The following is an 18,937-nucleotide window of genomic DNA, read 5'->3' as shown; positions in this document are numbered from 1 at the left end:
AAAATGTAACGTTTCTGACAGATTAACTTTTAGCGTAGCCGTGTTAAAAAACAATTTCAATGTACAGATTTCATTATGGTTTAATCTTCATTACATAAGCCTCACTTGAAATAAGGCTTTCATAAAATCCGCTTTGCCTTTGTTTTTACATGTCAATTTGTTGCTGACTGTTTCCAAAAATGATGCGAAAAGGTTAAAAAAACACCACTACCGAAACATCAGGCTGTAAAAAAAATTTGTTCATTAAGCGATTCAGCCATCATTTATGCGTGGTCCTGATCCGGTTTTTCAGCAGCAAGTCGTTGAAAAACGACAGTGAAATTTGAGTTAAGTCATTCTGCGGGGCGGTGGTCATGCCAGGAAAGTTCTGGAAAAAATTCGCAGCGCGACAAAAGTCGGTAAACTCCCGGTTTTGTCATTTATGCCATGTTGCTGCCCCCTTCCTGATAAGAGGCGCAACGACCACTGACTCACGGCCAGTGCTACACTTTTCCGCTTTACCATTGATGAATCTGACCTATGACCGCACTGGACGCTGCACAACAAAACAAACATCAGAGCCGCCTGAACTGGGGCACACGCACCATCTTTTTGATCAATGGCTTAGGAATGTCAGCCTGGGCTCCGCTGGTGCCGTTTGCCCGCGATCGTCTGCAGCTCAGCGGCGCATCACTGGGCGCGTTACTGCTCTGTCTGGGTATTGGTTCGCTGACCGCGATGCCGGTGACCGGCACACTGGTGGCGCGGTTTGGCTGCCGTCGGGTGATGTGCTTCTCTACCCTGTTAGTGCTGATGATGATGCCGCTACTGGCCACGGCTGATTCTCATCTGGTTATGGCGGCTGCGCTGATGCTGTTTGGCGCCGGGCTGGGCATGCTGGATGTGGCGATGAATTATCAGGCGGTTCAGGTTGAGCAGGCGGCGGATAAACCGATGATGTCCGGCTTCCATGGCTTCTTCAGTCTTGGCGGGATTCTGGGTGCGGGCACGGTCAGCCTGTTGCTGAGCCAGTCTTTTACACCCCTGGCCGCCACGCTGGTGGTGATGGCAGTGATGTTATTGCTGTTGCTGTGGCGACTGCCGGTCTTAATGAATGAACGCCTGCATCAGCCCGATCAACCCTGGCTGGTGATCCCACGTGGCTGGGTCGCGTTTCTTGGCCTGCTCTGCTTTATCCTGTTCCTGGCGGAAGGGGCCGTGCTGGACTGGGGCGCGCTGCTGTTGCTGCAGAACCCGGAGATGTCACCCGCCTGGGCCGGACTGGGCTATGCGGTCTTTTCCGTGGCGATGACGCTGGGCCGTTTTAGCGGCGATAAGATCATCCAGCGTTTTGGTCGCTACCCGGTGATGCTGACCGGCGCGCTGACCGCCGCCGCGGGCATGAGTCTGGCCGTCTGGCTGCCGTGGCCGGAGATCGCCCTGCTGGCTTTCCTGCTGGTCGGCTTTGGTTTATCAAACACGGTGCCGATGTTGTTCAATGCTGCCGGGAATCAACAGGATATGCCTGCGAACCTGGCGATTTCTGCCATGACAACGCTGGGATATGCGGGTATTCTCTCAGGTCCGGCTTTAATCGGATTCATTTCGCAATGGATCAGCCTCAGCGGCGCATTTTTAGCGATCGCCCTGTTGCTGTTAGCGGTAGCCGCCAGTGCGCGAAAAGTTGCGCAATAATTCAGGTACCTGACACGCTATGTTGTATAAGTTTCCACTGACCTCCGGCAACGTCACCCGCTTTTTTGTGGTTTTCAATCTGGTGCTCCTGCTGGCGCTGGGCTTTATGGTGCATAACTCGGTGAATGCCTGGCTGACCGGGAAGCGCTATGCCATGGACGATCTGGCACGTGACGTTCAGAAGCGCATTGATGCCTATCGCTTTGCCACCTGGCAGATCTATGAAAACCTTTCTACCAGTGCGGCAGGTGCAACACCCGGCAGTAACCTGCAGGAGACGCGACTGCGTCCTGACGTCTACTACCTGGAAAAAACCCGGCGTAAAACGGAAGCGCTGATTTTCGGCTCACATGACAGCAGCACGCTGGACATGACCATGCGGATGTCGAACTATCTCGACACGCTGTGGGGCGCAGAAAATCCCACCTGGTCGATGTACTTTTTAAATGGTCAGGACAATAGCCTGATTATGATCTCGACCCTGCCGCTGAAAGATATGGCGACGCGCTATAAAGAGAGTGCCATCAGTTCAATGGTTGATGGCCGTCGTGCTGAGATGTTGCAGCAGGCGAATGCGCTCGATGAGCGCGAGAGTTTCTCACCGCTGCGCCACCTCGCCTTCCAGAACGATCACTATTTCACGCTGCGTACCACCTTTAATCAGCCAGGCCATCTGGCCACGGTGGTCGCCTTTGATCTGCCGGTTAACGATATTGTTCCGCAGAACATGCCGCTGGAAAATTTCCAACTGCGTCAGGACAGCTCAATGCCTGCCAGCAGCAGTGAACAGCAGGAGGTGGAAAATACCCGCATCTCACTGGTTAATCCCAATATTGAGATTACGGCCACCCTGCCCAGCACCTCGCTACAGCTGGTTTATCAGGTGCCGATTGGCCGTCTGATTATCGACACCCTGCATAATCTGCTCTGGCCGCTGCTGATTAACCTGCTACTGTTCCTGCTTTCACTGGCGGGTATCGTGCTGCTGCGCCAGCAGTCGCTGCGTCCCAGCGAGAACCAGAGCGCTGAACTCGATTCGCTGCGGGTATTGAATGAAGAGATTGTGGCCAGTCTGCCGGTCGGCCTGCTGGTGTATGACTTTGCCAGCAACCGCACCCTGTTGAGCAATAAGATTGCTGAACATCTTTTGCCTCACCTCAATCTGCAGAAGATCATTAATATGTCCGACCAGCATCAGGGCGTGCTGCAGGCCACCATCAATAACGAAGTGTATGAGATTCGCCACGCCCGCAGCGTGCTTTCGCCGCATACCCAGCTGTTTATGATGCGTGACCAGGATCGCGAGCTGTTGGTGAATAAGAAGCTGCAAAAAGCGCAGCAGGTGCTGGATCGTAACCATCAGATGCGACAGCAACTGCTGCACAATCTGGGCCACGCGCTGAATCAGCCCCTGGAGAAGATGGTGACGCAGCTGGTACAGCTCAGCCAGCGTGATGCCGATGAGACCGTGCTGGACCTGCTCGATGAGAGTCAGGGGCTGGCGCGGCTGGTGGATGATATTGTGCTGCTGAACCGGCTTGAGGCGCACGACTGGTCACCCGATGCGACCGTCTTTAACCTGCAGGAACTGCTGGATGAGATCGCGCTGGAAAGCCTGCCGCTGATGCGCCGCAAAGGGCTGTCGCTGGTGGTGAATAATCACCTGGCTAATGATGAGACGCGCTTTGGCGACCGTCGCGCCCTGCGTAAAGTGCTGACCACGCTGATGCACTACGCCCTGACCACCACCCGCTGGGGGAAAATCACCCTGGAAGTTAAGGCTGCGGACAAGCAGGCCGATAGATTGATTATCGAACTGGTGGATACCGGTGCGGGCCTGACGGTGGATGAACTGGCCAATGTCGACTTCCCGTTCCTGGGCGATACCAGTCAGGATCGCTACGGACAGGCTTCTGGCATGGCGTTCTTCCTCTGTAAGCAGCTCTGCAAGCAGATGGGTGGCAGCCTGGATATCGTGGCAAAAGCGGATATCGGCACGCGCTACAACATGCAGTTGCCGCTGGTGCTGGAGCAGAAGCGCGAAGAAGAAGAGGAAAAAATTCTGGATGGCGTTACCGCGCTGGTGGAGATCACCGTGGAGGACGTGCATAAAATTGTCTGCCGCCATCTGGAAAACTGGGGAGCGCGTTGTCTGACACCCGACGAGCGCATTTCCGGTCAGGATCACGATGTGCTGGTGACCGACGATCCATCAAAGCTTAGCGGCTGGGCACTGCTGCTGGCGGAAGATGAACTGGGGCACCATGCACTGAACGACCAGCAGTATCGGGTCAATTTCAATCTCAGTAATGCGCTGCTGGATGCATTGCTGGCACTGATAGAGAAGCAACTGTCGCATGATGTGATGGATAACGACACGGAAGACGACGCGGCCACGCCATTGATGAGCGGCGGCTATTTCCAGCTGTTTACGGAGACAGTACCGGTTGATGTGAAGAGGCTGTATACTGAGTCGGCGGAAAAGGACTACGCCTCGCTTGCTCAGACAGCGCATCGCCTAAAGGGCGTGTTTGCCATGCTCAATCTGACTCCCGGCAAACAGCTTTGTGAAGAGTTAGAACACCACATTAAAGCGTGTGACGATTCAAACATTACAAATACCACCAGTGATATTGACGCTTACGTCAATCAACTGCTGCAGCAAGGTAACCAATAAGATGAATAACTTAAACGTAATTATTGCCGATGACCATCCAATTGTCCTTTTCGGTATCCGAAAATCTCTGGAACAAATTGAATGGGTTAACGTTGTAGGTGAGTTCGAAGACTCAACAGCACTGATCAATAATCTGTCCAAGCTTGACGCCAACGTCCTGATCACCGACCTCTCTATGCCAGGTGAGAAGTATGGCGATGGTATTACGCTGATTAAATATATTAAACGCCACTACCCGGATCTCTCGATTATTGTTCTGACCATGAACAATAACCCGGCGATTCTGAGTTCAGTGCTTGATCTCGATATCGAAGGGATTGTACTGAAACAGGGCGCGCCAACCGATTTGCCAAAGGCACTGGCTGCACTGCAGAAAGGCAAGAAATATACGCCGGAAAGCGTTGCGAAACTGCTGGAGAAAATCAGCGCGGGTGGTTATGGCGACAAACGCCTGTCACCGAAAGAGAGCGAAGTGCTGCGTCTGTTTGCAGAAGGTTTCCTGGTGACCGAGATTGCCAAGAAGCTGAACCGCAGTATCAAAACCATCAGTAGCCAGAAGAAATCAGCGATGATGAAACTGGGCGTGGATAACGATATCGCACTGCTGAACTACCTGTCGTCTGTCAGCCAGACTCAGGTCGAAAGAGACTAAGTTACTTCCTGAGGCGGTGCAGCCTGCACCGCCTCGCCTCTGCCCTTTCCTGCCCTACCCCATCCGCGTTTTACGTACCCGATCAGCATAGATTGCCAGCGTCACTTTCAGCACATCTAACGTCACCGGTTTCGACAGGCAGTTATCCATGCCCGCATCCATGCAACGCTGTTTCTCTTCCGCCAGCGCATTCGCCGTCACGCCAACCACCGGGAAGAGATGGCCCAGCTGACGCAACCGCTGCGTCAGGCGATAACCATCCATATTCGGCATGTTCACGTCGGTCAGTACGATATCAATCTCATTACGACTCAGTACATTAAGTGCATCAACGCCATCCTGCGCAGTCTTCACCTGATAGCCCAGCGTGCCGAGCTGTTCCGACAGCAGCATGCGGTTAATCGGATGGTCATCGACAATCAGCACCATGATGTCATCGTTATGCACTTTCTCTTCTACCGGTGCGGCCAGCAACAGCGCATCTGCGGCGTCGTTGCCCAGTGCGATCCGATAGATGCGCGCCAGCAGCGCCGGAACCTCATGCAGCGTGGCGGTAGAGTGGATCCAGCGGCCAGGCTGACGTTCACGCGGCATATCCACATGCGATCCATCGAAAGTGACCAGCGCCCGCAGCGGAACATCAATATCCAGTTCGTAATCGGTCATCACCACATCGTCATGGCCAGGCTTACCGTTATACTCCCCGACCTGAATGCCCTGCTGCTGAATCTGACGCGTAATAAATTCCGCGAGGTACTCGTTACGCATCGCCAGCCAGATTTTCTTATCCTGTAAATCCTCCAGCAGCATCAGTGACGGCTTCTGCCCTTTGTAGATTGGAATACGCACAATAAACTGGCTGCCCATACCTGGCTCTGAGTCGACCTCAATGTCGCCGTCCATCATATTGATCAGCTTTTCACAGATCGCCAGTCCCAGCCCGGTGCCCTGGAAATTACGCTGCACGCCATTTCCCACCTGGAAGAAGGGATCAAACAGGCGTGGCAGCTCTTTTGCCGGAATGCCGACGCCAGTATCACGGACGCGGAATGCCAGATAGCCCTGCGCAACGTAAGCGTGGAGGATAATACAGCCCGTATGCGTGAACTTAATCGCGTTATTCAGCAGGTTAGAGATCACCTGCTGCAGACGCAGCGGATCGCCGTCCAGCACCTGCGGAACGTCATGTTCAATAAAGCAGTAGAGCGTAAGCCGCTTCTTCACCACCAGCGACAGATAGTTGCCGACGATGTGGGTCACGATTTCACGAGGTGCAAACGGACGCGGCTCAATTTTCAGCTGCTCTGACTCGATTTTTGAGAAGTCGAGAATATCGCTGATGATTTTCAGCAGCAGGCTGGAGGAGTTGTTCATCGCCGTCACCAGCGAGTCGATACCGCTGGGCAGCTCTTTGGTCTGCAGCAGATCGAGATTACCGATAATGCCATAAAGCGGTGTGCGCAGTTCGTGACTGACCGTGGCAAGGAACATCGATTTTGACTGGCTCGCCTGCTCTGCCGCGTGGGCCATCTCCTGCAGCGACTGCTCCATCCGCACGCGCGCCGAGACATCGACCAGCACGCAAATCGCCACGTTCTCATTACGATAGCGCGAATGCACAAAGCTGATTTGCAGGTTGGTATTACTGCCGGTGAGCACATCGACAAAGTTGACCTGCTGCCCGCCAATAATCTCATTCAGCCGCAGGCGATCTTCCTGCGTCAGCAACGTCAGATAATTGTGCGCCAGCTCGTTACTCAGAATATTGGTGCCGTCGCTGGTGCGTAAAATACAGATCCCGACCGGCGCAGAGGCGACAATCTTACGGTTAAACTGCTCATGCTCTTCCAGCCGGTGCGCATTCTCCTCCGCTGGCAGGAACATCCGGCGCTCAAACAGCCAGGCGAGGGTAAACAGAATAACGGCGCTGAAAATATTGAGCAGTAGCGCATTAATGATCATCAGCTTGAGCTGATCCACCATCACGTCGGTAGATATCGACCACACCACGTTAAGATCGGAAGGCGGCAGCGGCTTTTTCAGAACCAGCTGACGATAACCATTCAGGTATCCGAACCAGGTTTTATCATCAGGAAGACTATCGAGCGAGAAGCCCAGCCCGCCGCGCCGCGAATTTAGCAGTGGACGATAATTTTCATCGGTAATGGACGCGATAATCGGCAGGCTGCCCGGCTGAATAAACTCATCCAGCCGGATATTCTGTTCGACGCCCAGTAGCGCCTGTAACTTATTAGCAACGTAGACGGGCACCACCATAAAGAAGGTTCCAACGCCTGGCTGAGCACTGCTGTTAATCCAGTACATCGGATTGCGGCGATCTTCTTCGCTGCTATTGCGATAGCGCAGCACATTCTCACGCAGCGATTTCAGGCTGCGTTCCCGGTCAGCATTGCTGCTGCCAATCGTAAAGTCGGCCAGACACTGGCTCTCGCCACCGATAAAGAACACCCGATTCAGCTCATACGATGAGGCGAAGTTACTTTTCCAGTAATTGATGTAGTAACTGAGTGAGTCGAGCGAGTTGCGCCAGGTATTGCTCATCGAGGTACAGTCGCCATCCGAAAACAGGGGCGTAAACTGCGGCTGAGATGTTTTGCCTGGCATCATACCGGTCAGCACATCCAGACCGCTGCTGGCGTTGGTTAAGCGATTCTCGGTGATATATTTCAGCTCACGCATCATGTCCGCCGAATGGCGCACATACCACTCTATCGTGCCGTAGTTGCTGGCAAACTCCTGCCGAACCTGCGTCTCTTTATTGTGCAGCACGCTGATAATGTAAAACGCAGTAAGAACGGCGCCCAGCGTCCAGATTAGCAGCGCCAGCGCGCGAAAAAGATAGCGCGAGATGCGAAGCGTAGTGCGGAAAGAGACAGGATATTTCAAAGGTAACTCGCAGTTGGCAAGGTTAGTCGCATCATCGATTTTTAATGCCCATACACTAGCTTTATCGGGCGTAAAAAGCCAGCCAGCCGCAGGCTTAGCGGGCGGTTTGGGAATCTTTTAAGACAGCCAAAGCAACATCTTTATCTTAGGAAGAAGTCGCCGCCTCTCCCCCTCAAACAAATGCACGCACACATCTCCTTAAAGCGACACCACAACCCCAACAAGAAAGGCCTGCTGTGCCCGAAGAGCAAAGCGTCTGGCCCGCGATGGCGTGGCCGATCCGCATGGATGCGGGAATCCTTTGCGATCGGGCACAGCAGTCCTTTCGACGGCTCCCATCTGACTGCCATCAGCCAGCCATTTTCCCGCCCCGCCTCTAAGACCTCAAACAACACGCCCATCCCCTCAAAGCGACACCCAAATCCCACCAAGAAAGGCCTGCTATGCCCGAAGAGCAAAGCGTCCACGCCAGGGATGGCGTGGCCGATCCGCATGGATGCGGGAATCCTTTGCGATCGGGCATAGCAGGCCTTTCGGCAGCTCCCGACTCACAGCCATCAGCCATTTTCCCGACCCGCCTCTAAGACCTCAAACAACACGCCCATCCCATCAAAGCGACATCACAACCCCAACAAGAAAGGCCTGCTGTGCCCGAAGAGCAAAGCGTCTGGCCCGCGATGGCGTGGCCGATCCGCATGGATGCGGGAATCCTTTGCGATCGGGCATAGCAGGCCTTTCGGCAGCTCCCGACTCACAGCCACCAGCTCCCAGCTCCCAGCTCCCAGCTCCCAGCCACCAGCCCTAAGCTCCCTGCTCCTTCCCCATCACACAAAAAAAACGGCAGGCCGGGTTTCCCCTGACCTGCCGTTTCTGCAACGAACCTCAGCTCACGCCAGACAAATTACTCTTCGTCTTCAGCCGCGTCGTCTTCGTCTTCTGCATCCGCTTCCGGCGCAATCTCTTCATCGTCGTTCTCTGCTTCCGGCGCGATATCTTCCTCGCCTTCCGCCACGCTACCGTCGATTGAATCCAGCTCTTCTTCTTCAACCGGCTCGGCAACACGCTGCAGACCCACGACGTTCTCATCCTCTGCGGTACGAATCAGAATCACACCCTGGGTATTACGACCCACGACGCTGACTTCTGAAACGCGGGTACGCACCAGCGTACCGGCATCGGTGATCATCATAATCTGATCGCCATCAACGACCTGAACGGCGCCAATCACCGGACCATTACGTTCGGTCACTTTGATTGAAATAACACCCTGAGTCGCACGCGACTTGGTCGGGTATTCGCTGTTGGCCGTACGCTTGCCGTAACCATTCTGCGTCACGGTCATAATTGCACCCTCTTCACGCGGCACAATCAATGACACAACGCGATCGCCTTCAGCCAGCCTGATGCCGCGTACGCCAGAGGCGGTACGGCCCATCGCACGGACTGCGGTTTCTGCAAAGCGCACCACTTTACCGGCCGCTGAGAACAGCATCGCTTCATCGTTACCGTTGGTCAGCGCCACACCGATCAGCTCATCGTCGTCACGCAGATTCACGGCAATAATGCCCGCGCTGCGTGGACGGCTGAACTCTTTCAGTGCGGTCTTCTTCACGGTACCGAGCGCGGTCGCCATAAAGATATTAAAGCCTTCGGTATACTCACGTACCGGCAGAATCGCCGTAATACGCTCGTTGGCTTCCAGCGGCAGCAGGTTGACGATTGGACGTCCACGTGCGCCACGGCTTGCTTCCGGCAACTGGTAAACCTTCATCCAGTAGAGACGGCCACGGCTGGAGAAGCAAAGAATCGTGTCATGCGTATTGGCGACCAGCAGACGATCAATGAAATCCTCTTCTTTGATACGTGCGGCTGACTTGCCCTTACCACCACGACGCTGCGCTTCATAGTCGGTCAGCGGCTGATACTTCACATAGCCCTGATGCGACAATGTCACCACAACATCTTCCTGATTGATCAGGTCTTCGATATTAATGTCAGCCGTGTTGGCAGTAATCTCTGTGCGACGCTCATCACCGAACTGATCACGCATCAGCTCCAGCTCTTCGCGGATCACTTCCATCAGACGGTCCGCGTTCGACAGAATGCGCAGCAACTCAGCGATCTGCTCCAGCAGCGCTTTATACTCATCCAGCAGCTTCTCGTGCTCAAGACCGGTCAGTTTCTGCAGACGCAGATCCAGAATCGCCTGAGCCTGCTGCTCGGTCAGATAGTATTGACCATCACGGATGCCATATTGTGGATCCAGCCACTCCGGACGCGCGGCGTCATCACCAGCACGTTCCAGCATCGCTGACACGTTACCGAGATCCCACGACTGCGCAATCAGACCCGCTTTTGCTTCTGCCGGGTTTGGTGCACGACGAATCAGCTCGATGATAGGATCGATATTCGCCAGCGCAATCGCCAGACCTTCCAGGATATGCGCACGATCGCGTGCTTTACGCAGTTCAAAGATAGTACGACGCGTCACAACTTCACGACGATGGCGAACAAAGGCGTCCAGAATCTCCTTCAGCGCCATGATCTTCGGCTGACCCTGATGCAGGGCAACCATGTTGATACCAAACGAGGTCTGCAGCTGGGTCAGTGAATAGAGATTATTCAGCACGACTTCGCCGACCGCATCGCGCTTGATCTCAATCACGATACGCATGCCGTCTTTATCAGACTCATCGCGCAGTGCGCTGATGCCTTCGACACGCTTCTCTTTCACCAGCTCCGCAATCTTCTCAATCAGGCGTGCCTTGTTAACCTGATACGGCAGCTCATGAATGATGATGGTCTCGCGGCCCGTTTTAGCATCAGCTTCCACTTCGCCACGCGCACGAATATAAATTTTACCGCGTCCGGTGCGGTACGCTTCTTCGATGCCACGGCGACCATTGATAATAGCGGCGGTCGGGAAATCAGGCCCCGGAATGTGCTCCATCAGCTCTTCAATGCTGATGTCTTCATTTTCAATGTAAGCCAGGCAGCCGTTAATCACTTCACGCAGGTTATGCGGCGGAATGTTGGTTGCCATACCCACGGCGATACCGGAAGAGCCGTTCACCAGCAGGTTAGGAATTTTGGTCGGCAGAACTTCAGGGATCTGCTCAGTGCCGTCGTAGTTCGGTACGAAATCGACGGTCTCTTTTTCCAGGTCAGCTAACAGGTCGTGGGCGATTTTCGACATGCGAATTTCGGTATAACGCATCGCCGCGGCGGAGTCGCCGTCGATGGAACCGAAGTTGCCTTGTCCGTCCACCAGCATGTAACGCAGGGAGAAAGGCTGGGCCATACGTACAATGGTGTCGTATACGGCGGAATCACCATGCGGGTGATATTTACCGATAACGTCACCGACGACGCGGGCAGATTTTTTATAGGGTTTGTTCCAGTCGTTACCCAGTACGCTCATCGCAAAAAGTACGCGACGATGAACCGGCTTCAGGCCATCACGCACATCGGGTAAAGCTCGGCCAACGATGACCGACATGGCGTAACCGAGGTAAGAATTTTTTAATTCTTCTTCGATATTGACCGGTGTAATTTCTCTCGCAAGGTCGCTCATGGAGCCGCTATCCCTCTACTTAATCCCGGATTTTAAAGGTGCGAAAGTATATCACACTGCAATGCTCTGGTGAACGCTAACCACCGATTTCACCCGCTTTTCCTTGCGCCTGAAAGGTGTGCCATCTGCGGTTAAGCGTTTATACTGTGGGCACATTTTGTCAGGAGTTACGATTCAATGAATGCACAACCGCAGAATCATCAGCAGAACGTCGATGCGCAGGAAATTGCCAAGTTTGAGGCCGTTGCCTCGCGCTGGTGGGATCTGGAGGGTGAATTTAAACCGTTGCACCGCATTAACCCGCTGCGCCTGGGCTATATCGCGCAGCACAGCAACGGCTTATTCGGTAAAACCGTGCTCGACGTCGGATGCGGCGGCGGCATCTTAGCCGAAAGTATGGCGCGCGAAGGCGCCGTGGTCACGGGTCTGGACATGGGCGCGGAACCGCTGGCCGTGGCGCGCCTGCATGCTCTGGAGAGCGGAGTGACGCTGGACTACGTGCAGCAGACCGTCGAAGAGCATGCGGAGCAGCACGCCGGAAAATATGATGTGGTGACCTGCATGGAGATGCTGGAGCACGTGCCGGATCCGCGCTCAGTCGTTCACGCCTGTGCGAAGCTGGTCAAACCCGGCGGCGAAGTCTTCTTCTCTACGCTGAACCGCAATCCAAAAGCCTGGCTGCTGGCGATATTTGGTGCGGAATATGTGTTGCGCATGCTGCCGCGCGGCACTCACGACGTGAAGAAATTTATCCGTCCTTCCGAACTGCTGGGCTGGGTCGATGAAACGGCCCTGCGTGAACGCCACATCATTGGCCTGCATTACAACCCGGTGACTAACCGATTCAAACTGGCTCCCGGCACTGACGTGAATTATATGGTGCACACCCACCGCGCCGTCTGAGTGACCCGCCCGCCTGAATCAGGGCGGGCATCTCCTCTTCTGCGCCCGTTCTCCCTGTGCCGGTCACAGCACTCACCGCGCCAGAGGCATTCTGATGTCTGCCAATAGGTTACATCAGCCCGGTTCCATCCTCTTCAGCGTTACCGCGTCCGATTCTCTGCTGACCAGCAACCCGCTAGCGGCTTTTAGCCATTTTTCATCCCTTTTCCTGCTGAATCCTGAGGATTGAATAAGAAACACGCGCCCGATCATAATAAGAAAAAAAAGTGTGATCTGGTTGACATGATGCCAGGCCTTACAAGGCGTGGGCTAAGAAATTTCGCAAGAATTACAACCCCTCCAGCCATCATTTTTTGCTCTTGTTAAGCGGCCGTAAAATACTAAAATATGCCCCCATGTAGTTATGGCTTTTCCCATCACCCCCTAGATGTAGTGTTTATCCACACATTATTCACAATGAATAGGCTGTGTATAAACCGGGATTTCTTTTAATTTTTGGATACTCACGCAAAGGTAAAAACGCGACATGAACCAGAGTCTGCTCGTTACTAAACGCGATGGCCGCCAGGAGCGCATTGATCTCGACAAAATTCACCGTGTGCTGGACTGGGCAGCTGAAGGGCTGAACAACGTCTCAGTTTCACAGGTTGAGCTGCGCTCTCACATTCAGTTCTATGATGGCATCAGAACCTCTGACATTCATGAGACCATCATCAAGGCCGCAGCAGACCTCATCTCCCGCGATGCCCCTGACTATCAGTACCTGGCTGCCCGCCTGGCGATCTTCCACCTGCGCAAAAAAGCGTATGGTCAGTTTGAGCCGCCAAAGCTCTATGACCAGGTCGTTAAGATGGTCGACATGGGCAAATATGATCGTCACCTGCTGGAAGATTACAGCCAGGAAGAGTTTGCGCAGATGGACGAGTTCCTCGACCACTGGCGTGACATGAACTTCTCCTATGCCGCTGTGAAGCAGCTGGAAGGCAAATATCTGGTGCAGAACCGCGTTTCGGGTGAAATCTACGAAAGCGCGCAGTTCCTCTACATTCTGGTCGCCGCCTGCCTCTTCTCCGGCTACCCGCGCGACACGCGTATGGATTACATCAAGCGTTTCTATGATGCGATCTCGACGTTTAAAATCTCCCTGCCGACGCCAATCATGTCTGGCGTACGCACCCCAACACGTCAGTTCAGCTCCTGTGTGCTGATCGAGTGCGGCGACAGCCTGGACTCCATCAACGCCACCTCCAGCGCAATTGTGAAATATGTCTCTCAGCGTGCCGGCATCGGTATCAACGCCGGTCGTATCCGTGCGCTGGGCAGCCCGATTCGCGGCGGTGAAGCGTTCCATACCGGCTGTATCCCGTTCTACAAACATTTCCAGACCGCGGTGAAGTCCTGTTCTCAGGGCGGCGTTCGTGGCGGCGCAGCCACGCTGTTCTACCCGATGTGGCATCTGGAAATCGAAAGCCTGCTGGTGCTGAAGAACAACCGTGGTGTTGAAGGCAACCGCGTGCGTCACATGGACTATGGTGTACAGCTCAATAAGCTGATGTATCAGCGCCTGCTGAAAGGCGAAGATATCACCCTGTTCAGCCCGTCTGACGTGCCTGGCCTGTATGACGCATTCTTCGCCAATCAGGATGAGTTTGAGCGCCTCTATACCAAATATGAGCAGGATCAGAGCATCCGCAAGCAGCGTGTTAAAGCGGTCGATCTCTTCTCACTGATGATGCAGGAACGCGCCTCTACCGGCCGTATCTACATTCAGAACGTCGATCACTGCAACACCCACAGCCCGTTTGACCCGAGCATCGCGCCGGTTCGCCAGTCTAACCTCTGCCTGGAAATCGCCCTGCCGACCAAACCGCTGGAAGATGTTAACGACGAAAACGGTGAGATTGCCCTGTGTACGCTCTCTGCGTTCAACCTCGGCGCCATCGAAAGCCTCGACGATCTGGAAGAGCTGGCTACCCTGGCCGTACGTGCGCTTGATGCGCTGCTCGACTATCAGGATTACCCAATCCCTGCTGCCCAGCGTGGCGCGATGGGTCGTCGTACTCTGGGTATCGGCGTCATCAACTACGCCTACTATCTGGCGAAGCATGGTGTGCGCTACTCCGATGGCAGCGCCAATGGCCTGACGCACAAAACCTTTGAAGCAATTCAGTATTACCTGCTGAAAGCCTCAAACGAGCTGGCGAAAGAGCAAGGTGCCTGCCCGTGGTTCAATGAAACCACCTATGCGCAGGGCATTCTGCCTATCGACACCTACAAGAAAGATCTGGATGCGATCAGCAACGAACCGCTGCATCTCGACTGGGAAAGCCTGCGTGAAGAGATTAAAACGCACGGCCTGCGCAACTCGACCCTGTCTGCGCTGATGCCGTCTGAAACCTCGTCGCAGATCTCCAATGCCACCAACGGTATTGAGCCTCCGCGCGGTCATATCAGCATCAAAGCGTCGAAAGATGGCATCCTGCGTCAGGTGGTGCCGGAGTATGAGCGTCTGAAAGATCAGTACGAACTGCTGTGGGAAATGCCGAACAACGATGGCTACCTGCAACTGGTGGGTCTGATGCAGAAATTCATCGACCAGGCGATTTCGTCCAACACCAACTACGATCCGTCGCGCTTCACCAACGGTAAAGTGCCGATGAAACAGCTGCTGAAAGATCTGCTGACGGCGTATAAGTTCGGCGTGAAAACGCTCTACTATCAAAACACCCGTGACGGTGCTGAAGATGCGCAGGATGACCTGGCACCTTCTATCCAGGATGATGGCTGCGAGAGCGGCGCCTGTAAGATCTAATGGTCAGGCGGGAGAATCTCCCGCCTCATTCATTTCACGAGGCCTGGCTTCGTCTACTTTTGGACAACTTTTATGGCTTACTCCACTTTCTCACAGAACAAAAATGATCAGCTGAAAGAGCCGATGTTTTTCGGTCAGTCCGTAAACGTGGCGCGCTTCGACCAGCAAAAATATGACATCTTTGAAAAGCTGATCGAAAAGCAGCTCTCCTTCTTCTGGCGTCCGGAAGAGGTCGACGTTTCACGCGATCGCATCGATTACCAGGCGCTGCCGGACCATGAAAAACATATCTTTATCAGCAACCTGAAGTATCAGACACTGCTGGATTCGATTCAGGGCCGCAGCCCGAACGTCGCGCTGCTGCCGCTGATCTCGATTCCTGAACTGGAAACCTGGATTGAAACCTGGGCGTTCTCAGAGACGATTCACTCCCGTTCTTACACCCACATCATCCGTAATATCGTTAACGATCCGGCAGTGGTGTTTGACGATATCGTCACCAATGAGCAGATTCTGGCGCGTGCTCAGGATATCTCACGCTATTACGACGATCTGATTGAGATGACCAACTACTGGCATCAGCTGGGTGAAGGCACGCATCAGGTCAACGGCAAACCGGTTGTCGTCAGCCTGCGCGCCCTGAAGAAGCAGCTCTATATCTGCCTGATGAGCGTCAATGCGCTGGAAGCGATCCGTTTCTATGTCAGCTTCGCCTGTTCCTTCGCGTTCGCTGAGCGTGAGCTGATGGAAGGCAATGCCAAAATCATCAAGCTGATTGCCCGCGATGAAGCGCTGCACCTGACCGGCACTCAGCACATGCTGAACCTGCTGCGCAGCGGTGAAGACGATCCGGAGATGAAAGAGATTGCGGCAGAGTGCCGTGAAGAGTGCTTCGAGCTGTTTAAGAAAGCAGCGCTGCAGGAGAAAGAGTGGGCAGAATATCTGTTCAGCGGCGGCTCAATGATCGGCCTGAACAAAGATATTCTCTGCCAGTACATTGAGTACATCACCAATATCCGTATGCAGGCTGTTGGCCTTGATTTGCCGTTCCAGACGCGCTCAAACCCAATCCCATGGATTAACTCCTGGCTGGTCTCTGACAACGTTCAGGTTGCGCCGCAGGAAGTGGAAGTGAGCTCCTATCTGGTGGGTCAGATCGATTCTGAAGTAGGCGCTAACGACTTCGACGACTTCCAGCTTTAATTATGAGCCGCGACGTTGTTATTCTGCGCAGTTCCGGCACCCGGCTGGAATGCACAGACGAGCATACCAATCTGCTGACGCTGCTGGAAGCCAACAATCTCTGCGTGGAGTTTCAGTGCCGCGAAGGTTATTGCGGCTCTTGCCGGATGCGGCTGCTGAAAGGCGAAGTGCATTACCCACAGCGGCCGCTGGCCTTTGTGCAGCAGGATGAGATCCTGCCCTGCTGCTGCAAAGCCAAAGGCGAGATTGAGCTGGAGTTATAACTGAGGTGGCGTTTGTCAGATTGCTGCCCAAGTCAAATGCGGGTGAACCTGACAGCAATTGATCAGCCAGAAGCGCAGGGAACACGGTCAGAATAGGAAAGCGTCCCGCCGCCCGGATAAAAACGCCGGGAGCGTTTTTGAACAACGAAAAGCGTTGGCCCGGCTACGGGCGCACCTCAGGGATGAGGTGCGTAATCGCGCGGGCCGAGCAGTCAGGGATGACGCTTTTGCGTCTTTCCGATCTGACCGTGTTCCCTTCGCAGGCTCGATCTAAAAGCCACCAAGGCTAAGTTGGTCAGCATTCTGAAACGAAACGGGCGCCTCAGGCGCCCGTTTTATTTTCACTGATATTACTGTCTGACAGTTTCAACCACATCAATCCAGCCGTGACCGGTGCTCACTTCGCTGCCGTGTAACCAGCGGCGCAGCATGTTCATCGCCATCATTGCCACCACCTTCTGCCGCGTCTCCAGATTATGGCGACCGGTACTGAACTTCACTCGCTGACCAAAGCTGCCATCCGGCGTATGCAGCGCCACCGAAATCTCTTCCTGCTCCAGGCTGCCAACAGAGAGCGCCAGCGCGGCCTGCTGCTGTGCAGCAAGTTCGCGGGTGCGGATCACCTGCTGCTCAAGCGTCTCCTGCCGGGGTGGAAAGATGTCAGCGCCACGCAGCGGCACGCTGGCGCCAGCCAACTGCCAGTAGAGCAATCCGGCGGTGTATTGCTCACTGATTGCCAGCTGCTCACCGCGCTGCTCCAGCTCACGTGCCAGCAGCGCCGGTAAGCCTTCGGTACCTTCGAAAATGGTGCACTCCGCCAGTTGCAGACGCACCTGCTGCCACACCTGCTCCATCGCCACCCGCTGACTGGCCGGGCCGGTGAGCTTGATCTCAATGATCGGCATGGACGAGCGATATCCCATGACCACGCCTTCCGGCAGCGCCAGCGGCTCCAGTTCGGCGGCAATATCGCTTTCACCGCGACCAAAGGTGGTCAGCCGCAGACAAATCGGTGGCTCGGGCGGCGAAAATTTCGCTTTCAGACGGGGGATGATCTGCTGCTCCACCATCACTTTAAATTCAGACGGCACACCAGGCGTGAAGAACATCCAGCAGCGATTGAGTTGCAGCGCAAAGCCACAGGCGGTACCAACCGGATTATCAATCAGCTCCGCATTGGCCGGGATTTCCGCCTGCTTGCGATTGCTGGCCGCCATCACGCGTCCCCGGCTGGCGAACCAGGCTTCCATCTGTTCCAGCCACTCCTGCTGCACCTCAAGCTCAACGCCACAGGCTCTGGCTGCTGCCAGCGCACTGAGATCGTCACTGGTCGGCCCCAGACCGCCATTCACAATCAGCACATCTGCCTCATGGCTGCGCGCCTGTAGCGTGGCGATTAGCGATTCGAGTGAATCTCCTACCGTGGTACGGCTGGTCATAGGCAACCCTTGCTGGAACAACATATCCGCCAGCCAGGCTGCGTTGGTATCGACGATTTGGCCATGCAGCACCTCATCCCCGGTCGACAGCATCTCTACTCTAATCACGTTGAGTTCTCCTTTTCACGTTTGCTTTACTGTACGAACTCCTCCCGCCAGACACAATCGGCGTCACCAGGGATTGTGACCACTGCGTCTCAGGTACGTTGCGCATAAAGATAGCGAGGGTGAAGCAGGAACAAGGGAGGTGAAGGTGTTCAGGGAGTTAAAAACCAATAAAAACGGCGGGATTGCCCCGCCGCTTTTTTACTACAGTTGTCTGCTACAACTGGGTCAGCGAATCGCGATTAACGACGCGCCAGCAGCAGACCAAGTACCAGACCGGCTGTTGCACCGATACCGACACCCTGCCACGGTTTTTCGTGCACGTAGTCGTCTGCACGGTAAGCCGCTTGTTTAGCGCGATAGTAGTAGCTATCGGACGCCTGGCTGACACGGGATTTCACATCGTTCAGCGCCTGTTCGGCTTTGCTCTTAAGCTCAATGTACTTCTGATCGGCCGGATCACCTGATGCCTTAAGAACTTCTTCCAGCGTTTCAGTCAGTAACGCAATATCGTCATCGAGGCCCGTTTCGAATTGATTTGTCTGATTTACCATCGTTTCCTCCGTGTGAATTGCAAAGCAGTTCATTAACTATAGTCATAATCTGGCGCTCTGCTGATTTCCTGCTCCAGGAATCACCTGATTTTTCATCTGTTAATCTTGCTCAGTGCAGGCTGTGCGCCGTTTCGCTACGCAAAGAAGTGTAAGACGCAGCGGCAACCGCGGAAT

The 18,937-nt window shown here is 54.4% G+C and carries 11 protein-coding genes; 7 read left to right on the top strand and 4 right to left on the bottom strand.

Annotated elements, in window-relative coordinates; translation table 11 throughout:
* The first annotated feature begins 519 nt into the window (after positions 1 to 519).
* From OK409_RS01495 to rcsB, 3 genes are read left to right on the top strand one after another with little or no spacing between them, the layout of a single operon-like run.
* A complete protein-coding gene (locus OK409_RS01495) occupies positions 520 to 1,674 on the top strand; it encodes an MFS transporter (protein WP_050680391.1) in 1,155 nt (384 codons plus the stop codon).
* A 19-nt stretch (positions 1,675 to 1,693) separates the two neighbouring features.
* Positions 1,694 to 4,351, top strand: a complete 2,658-nt coding sequence (rcsD, locus tag OK409_RS01490; RefSeq protein WP_010248389.1) for a phosphotransferase RcsD — start codon at positions 1,694 to 1,696, stop codon at positions 4,349 to 4,351.
* Position 4,352: 1 nt separating this feature from the next.
* Entirely contained in the window at positions 4,353 to 5,003 is a 651-nt protein-coding gene (gene rcsB, locus OK409_RS01485) for a response regulator transcription factor RcsB (RefSeq protein WP_009089068.1), read from the top strand.
* A 54-nt stretch (positions 5,004 to 5,057) separates the two neighbouring features.
* Here rcsB and rcsC read toward each other — a convergent pair whose 3' ends face one another.
* Complete coding sequence (gene rcsC, locus OK409_RS01480) at positions 5,058 to 7,910, bottom strand: two-component system sensor histidine kinase RcsC (protein ID WP_264366665.1); 2,853 nt, start codon at positions 7,908 to 7,910, stop codon at positions 5,058 to 5,060.
* Between the two features lie 901 nt (positions 7,911 to 8,811).
* The gene (gyrA, locus tag OK409_RS01475) at positions 8,812 to 11,484 is read right to left on the bottom strand and encodes a DNA topoisomerase (ATP-hydrolyzing) subunit A (RefSeq protein WP_010258103.1); all 2,673 of its coding nucleotides are present in this window, start codon (positions 11,482 to 11,484) and stop codon (positions 8,812 to 8,814) included.
* A 177-nt stretch (positions 11,485 to 11,661) separates the two neighbouring features.
* Between gyrA and ubiG the strand changes: the two genes are divergently transcribed.
* The 4 genes from ubiG (at position 11,662) to yfaE (ending at position 16,665) form a co-directional block, all read left to right on the top strand.
* A complete protein-coding gene (gene ubiG / locus OK409_RS01470; RefSeq protein WP_010671459.1) occupies positions 11,662 to 12,387 on the top strand; it encodes a bifunctional 2-polyprenyl-6-hydroxyphenol methylase/3-demethylubiquinol 3-O-methyltransferase UbiG in 726 nt (241 codons plus the stop codon).
* Positions 12,388 to 12,913: 526 nt separating this feature from the next.
* Entirely contained in the window at positions 12,914 to 15,199 is a 2,286-nt protein-coding gene (gene nrdA / locus OK409_RS01465) for a class 1a ribonucleoside-diphosphate reductase subunit alpha (protein ID WP_010258098.1), read from the top strand.
* Positions 15,200 to 15,271: 72 nt separating this feature from the next.
* A complete protein-coding gene (gene nrdB, locus OK409_RS01460; protein WP_010258096.1) occupies positions 15,272 to 16,402 on the top strand; it encodes a class Ia ribonucleoside-diphosphate reductase subunit beta in 1,131 nt (376 codons plus the stop codon).
* A 2-nt stretch (positions 16,403 to 16,404) separates the two neighbouring features.
* On the top strand, positions 16,405 to 16,665 hold the full coding sequence (gene yfaE / locus OK409_RS01455; RefSeq protein WP_010258095.1) for a class I ribonucleotide reductase maintenance protein YfaE: 261 nt from the start codon (positions 16,405 to 16,407) through the stop codon (positions 16,663 to 16,665).
* A 350-nt stretch (positions 16,666 to 17,015) separates the two neighbouring features.
* On the opposite strand, the gene OK409_RS01450 is transcribed toward yfaE, so the two are convergent.
* Positions 17,016 to 18,212, bottom strand: coding sequence for a nicotinamide mononucleotide deamidase-related protein YfaY (locus OK409_RS01450; protein ID WP_022625069.1), 1,197 nt, complete (start codon positions 18,210 to 18,212; stop codon positions 17,016 to 17,018).
* A 239-nt stretch (positions 18,213 to 18,451) separates the two neighbouring features.
* Entirely contained in the window at positions 18,452 to 18,763 is a 312-nt protein-coding gene (elaB, locus tag OK409_RS01445) for a stress response protein ElaB (RefSeq protein ID WP_010258091.1), read from the bottom strand.
* Positions 18,764 to 18,937: the final 174 nt, after the last annotated feature.

Origin of the sequence: Pantoea sp. RG18, assembly GCF_025910075.1 — a bacterium.
GTDB lineage: Bacteria > Pseudomonadota > Gammaproteobacteria > Enterobacterales > Enterobacteriaceae > Pantoea > Pantoea agglomerans.
This window is presented reverse-complemented; position numbering and strand designations above follow the sequence as displayed.

What these genes read in the sequence shown, in the direction of transcription:
- OK409_RS01495 (WP_050680391.1), top strand. Translation starts at nt 520, where the DNA reads ATGACCGCACTGGACGCTGCACAACAAAACAAACATCAGAGCCGCCTG.
- rcsD (WP_010248389.1), top strand. Translation starts at nt 1,694, where the DNA reads ATGTTGTATAAGTTTCCACTGACCTCCGGCAACGTCACCCGCTTTTTT.
- rcsB (WP_009089068.1), top strand. Translation starts at nt 4,353, where the DNA reads ATGAATAACTTAAACGTAATTATTGCCGATGACCATCCAATTGTCCTT.
- gyrA (WP_010258103.1), bottom strand. Translation starts at nt 11,484, where the DNA reads ATGAGCGACCTTGCGAGAGAAATTACACCGGTCAATATCGAAGAAGAA.
- ubiG (WP_010671459.1), top strand. Translation starts at nt 11,662, where the DNA reads ATGAATGCACAACCGCAGAATCATCAGCAGAACGTCGATGCGCAGGAA.
- nrdA (WP_010258098.1), top strand. Translation starts at nt 12,914, where the DNA reads ATGAACCAGAGTCTGCTCGTTACTAAACGCGATGGCCGCCAGGAGCGC.
- nrdB (WP_010258096.1), top strand. Translation starts at nt 15,272, where the DNA reads ATGGCTTACTCCACTTTCTCACAGAACAAAAATGATCAGCTGAAAGAG.
- yfaE (WP_010258095.1), top strand. Translation starts at nt 16,405, where the DNA reads ATGAGCCGCGACGTTGTTATTCTGCGCAGTTCCGGCACCCGGCTGGAA.
- elaB (WP_010258091.1), bottom strand. Translation starts at nt 18,763, where the DNA reads ATGGTAAATCAGACAAATCAATTCGAAACGGGCCTCGATGACGATATT.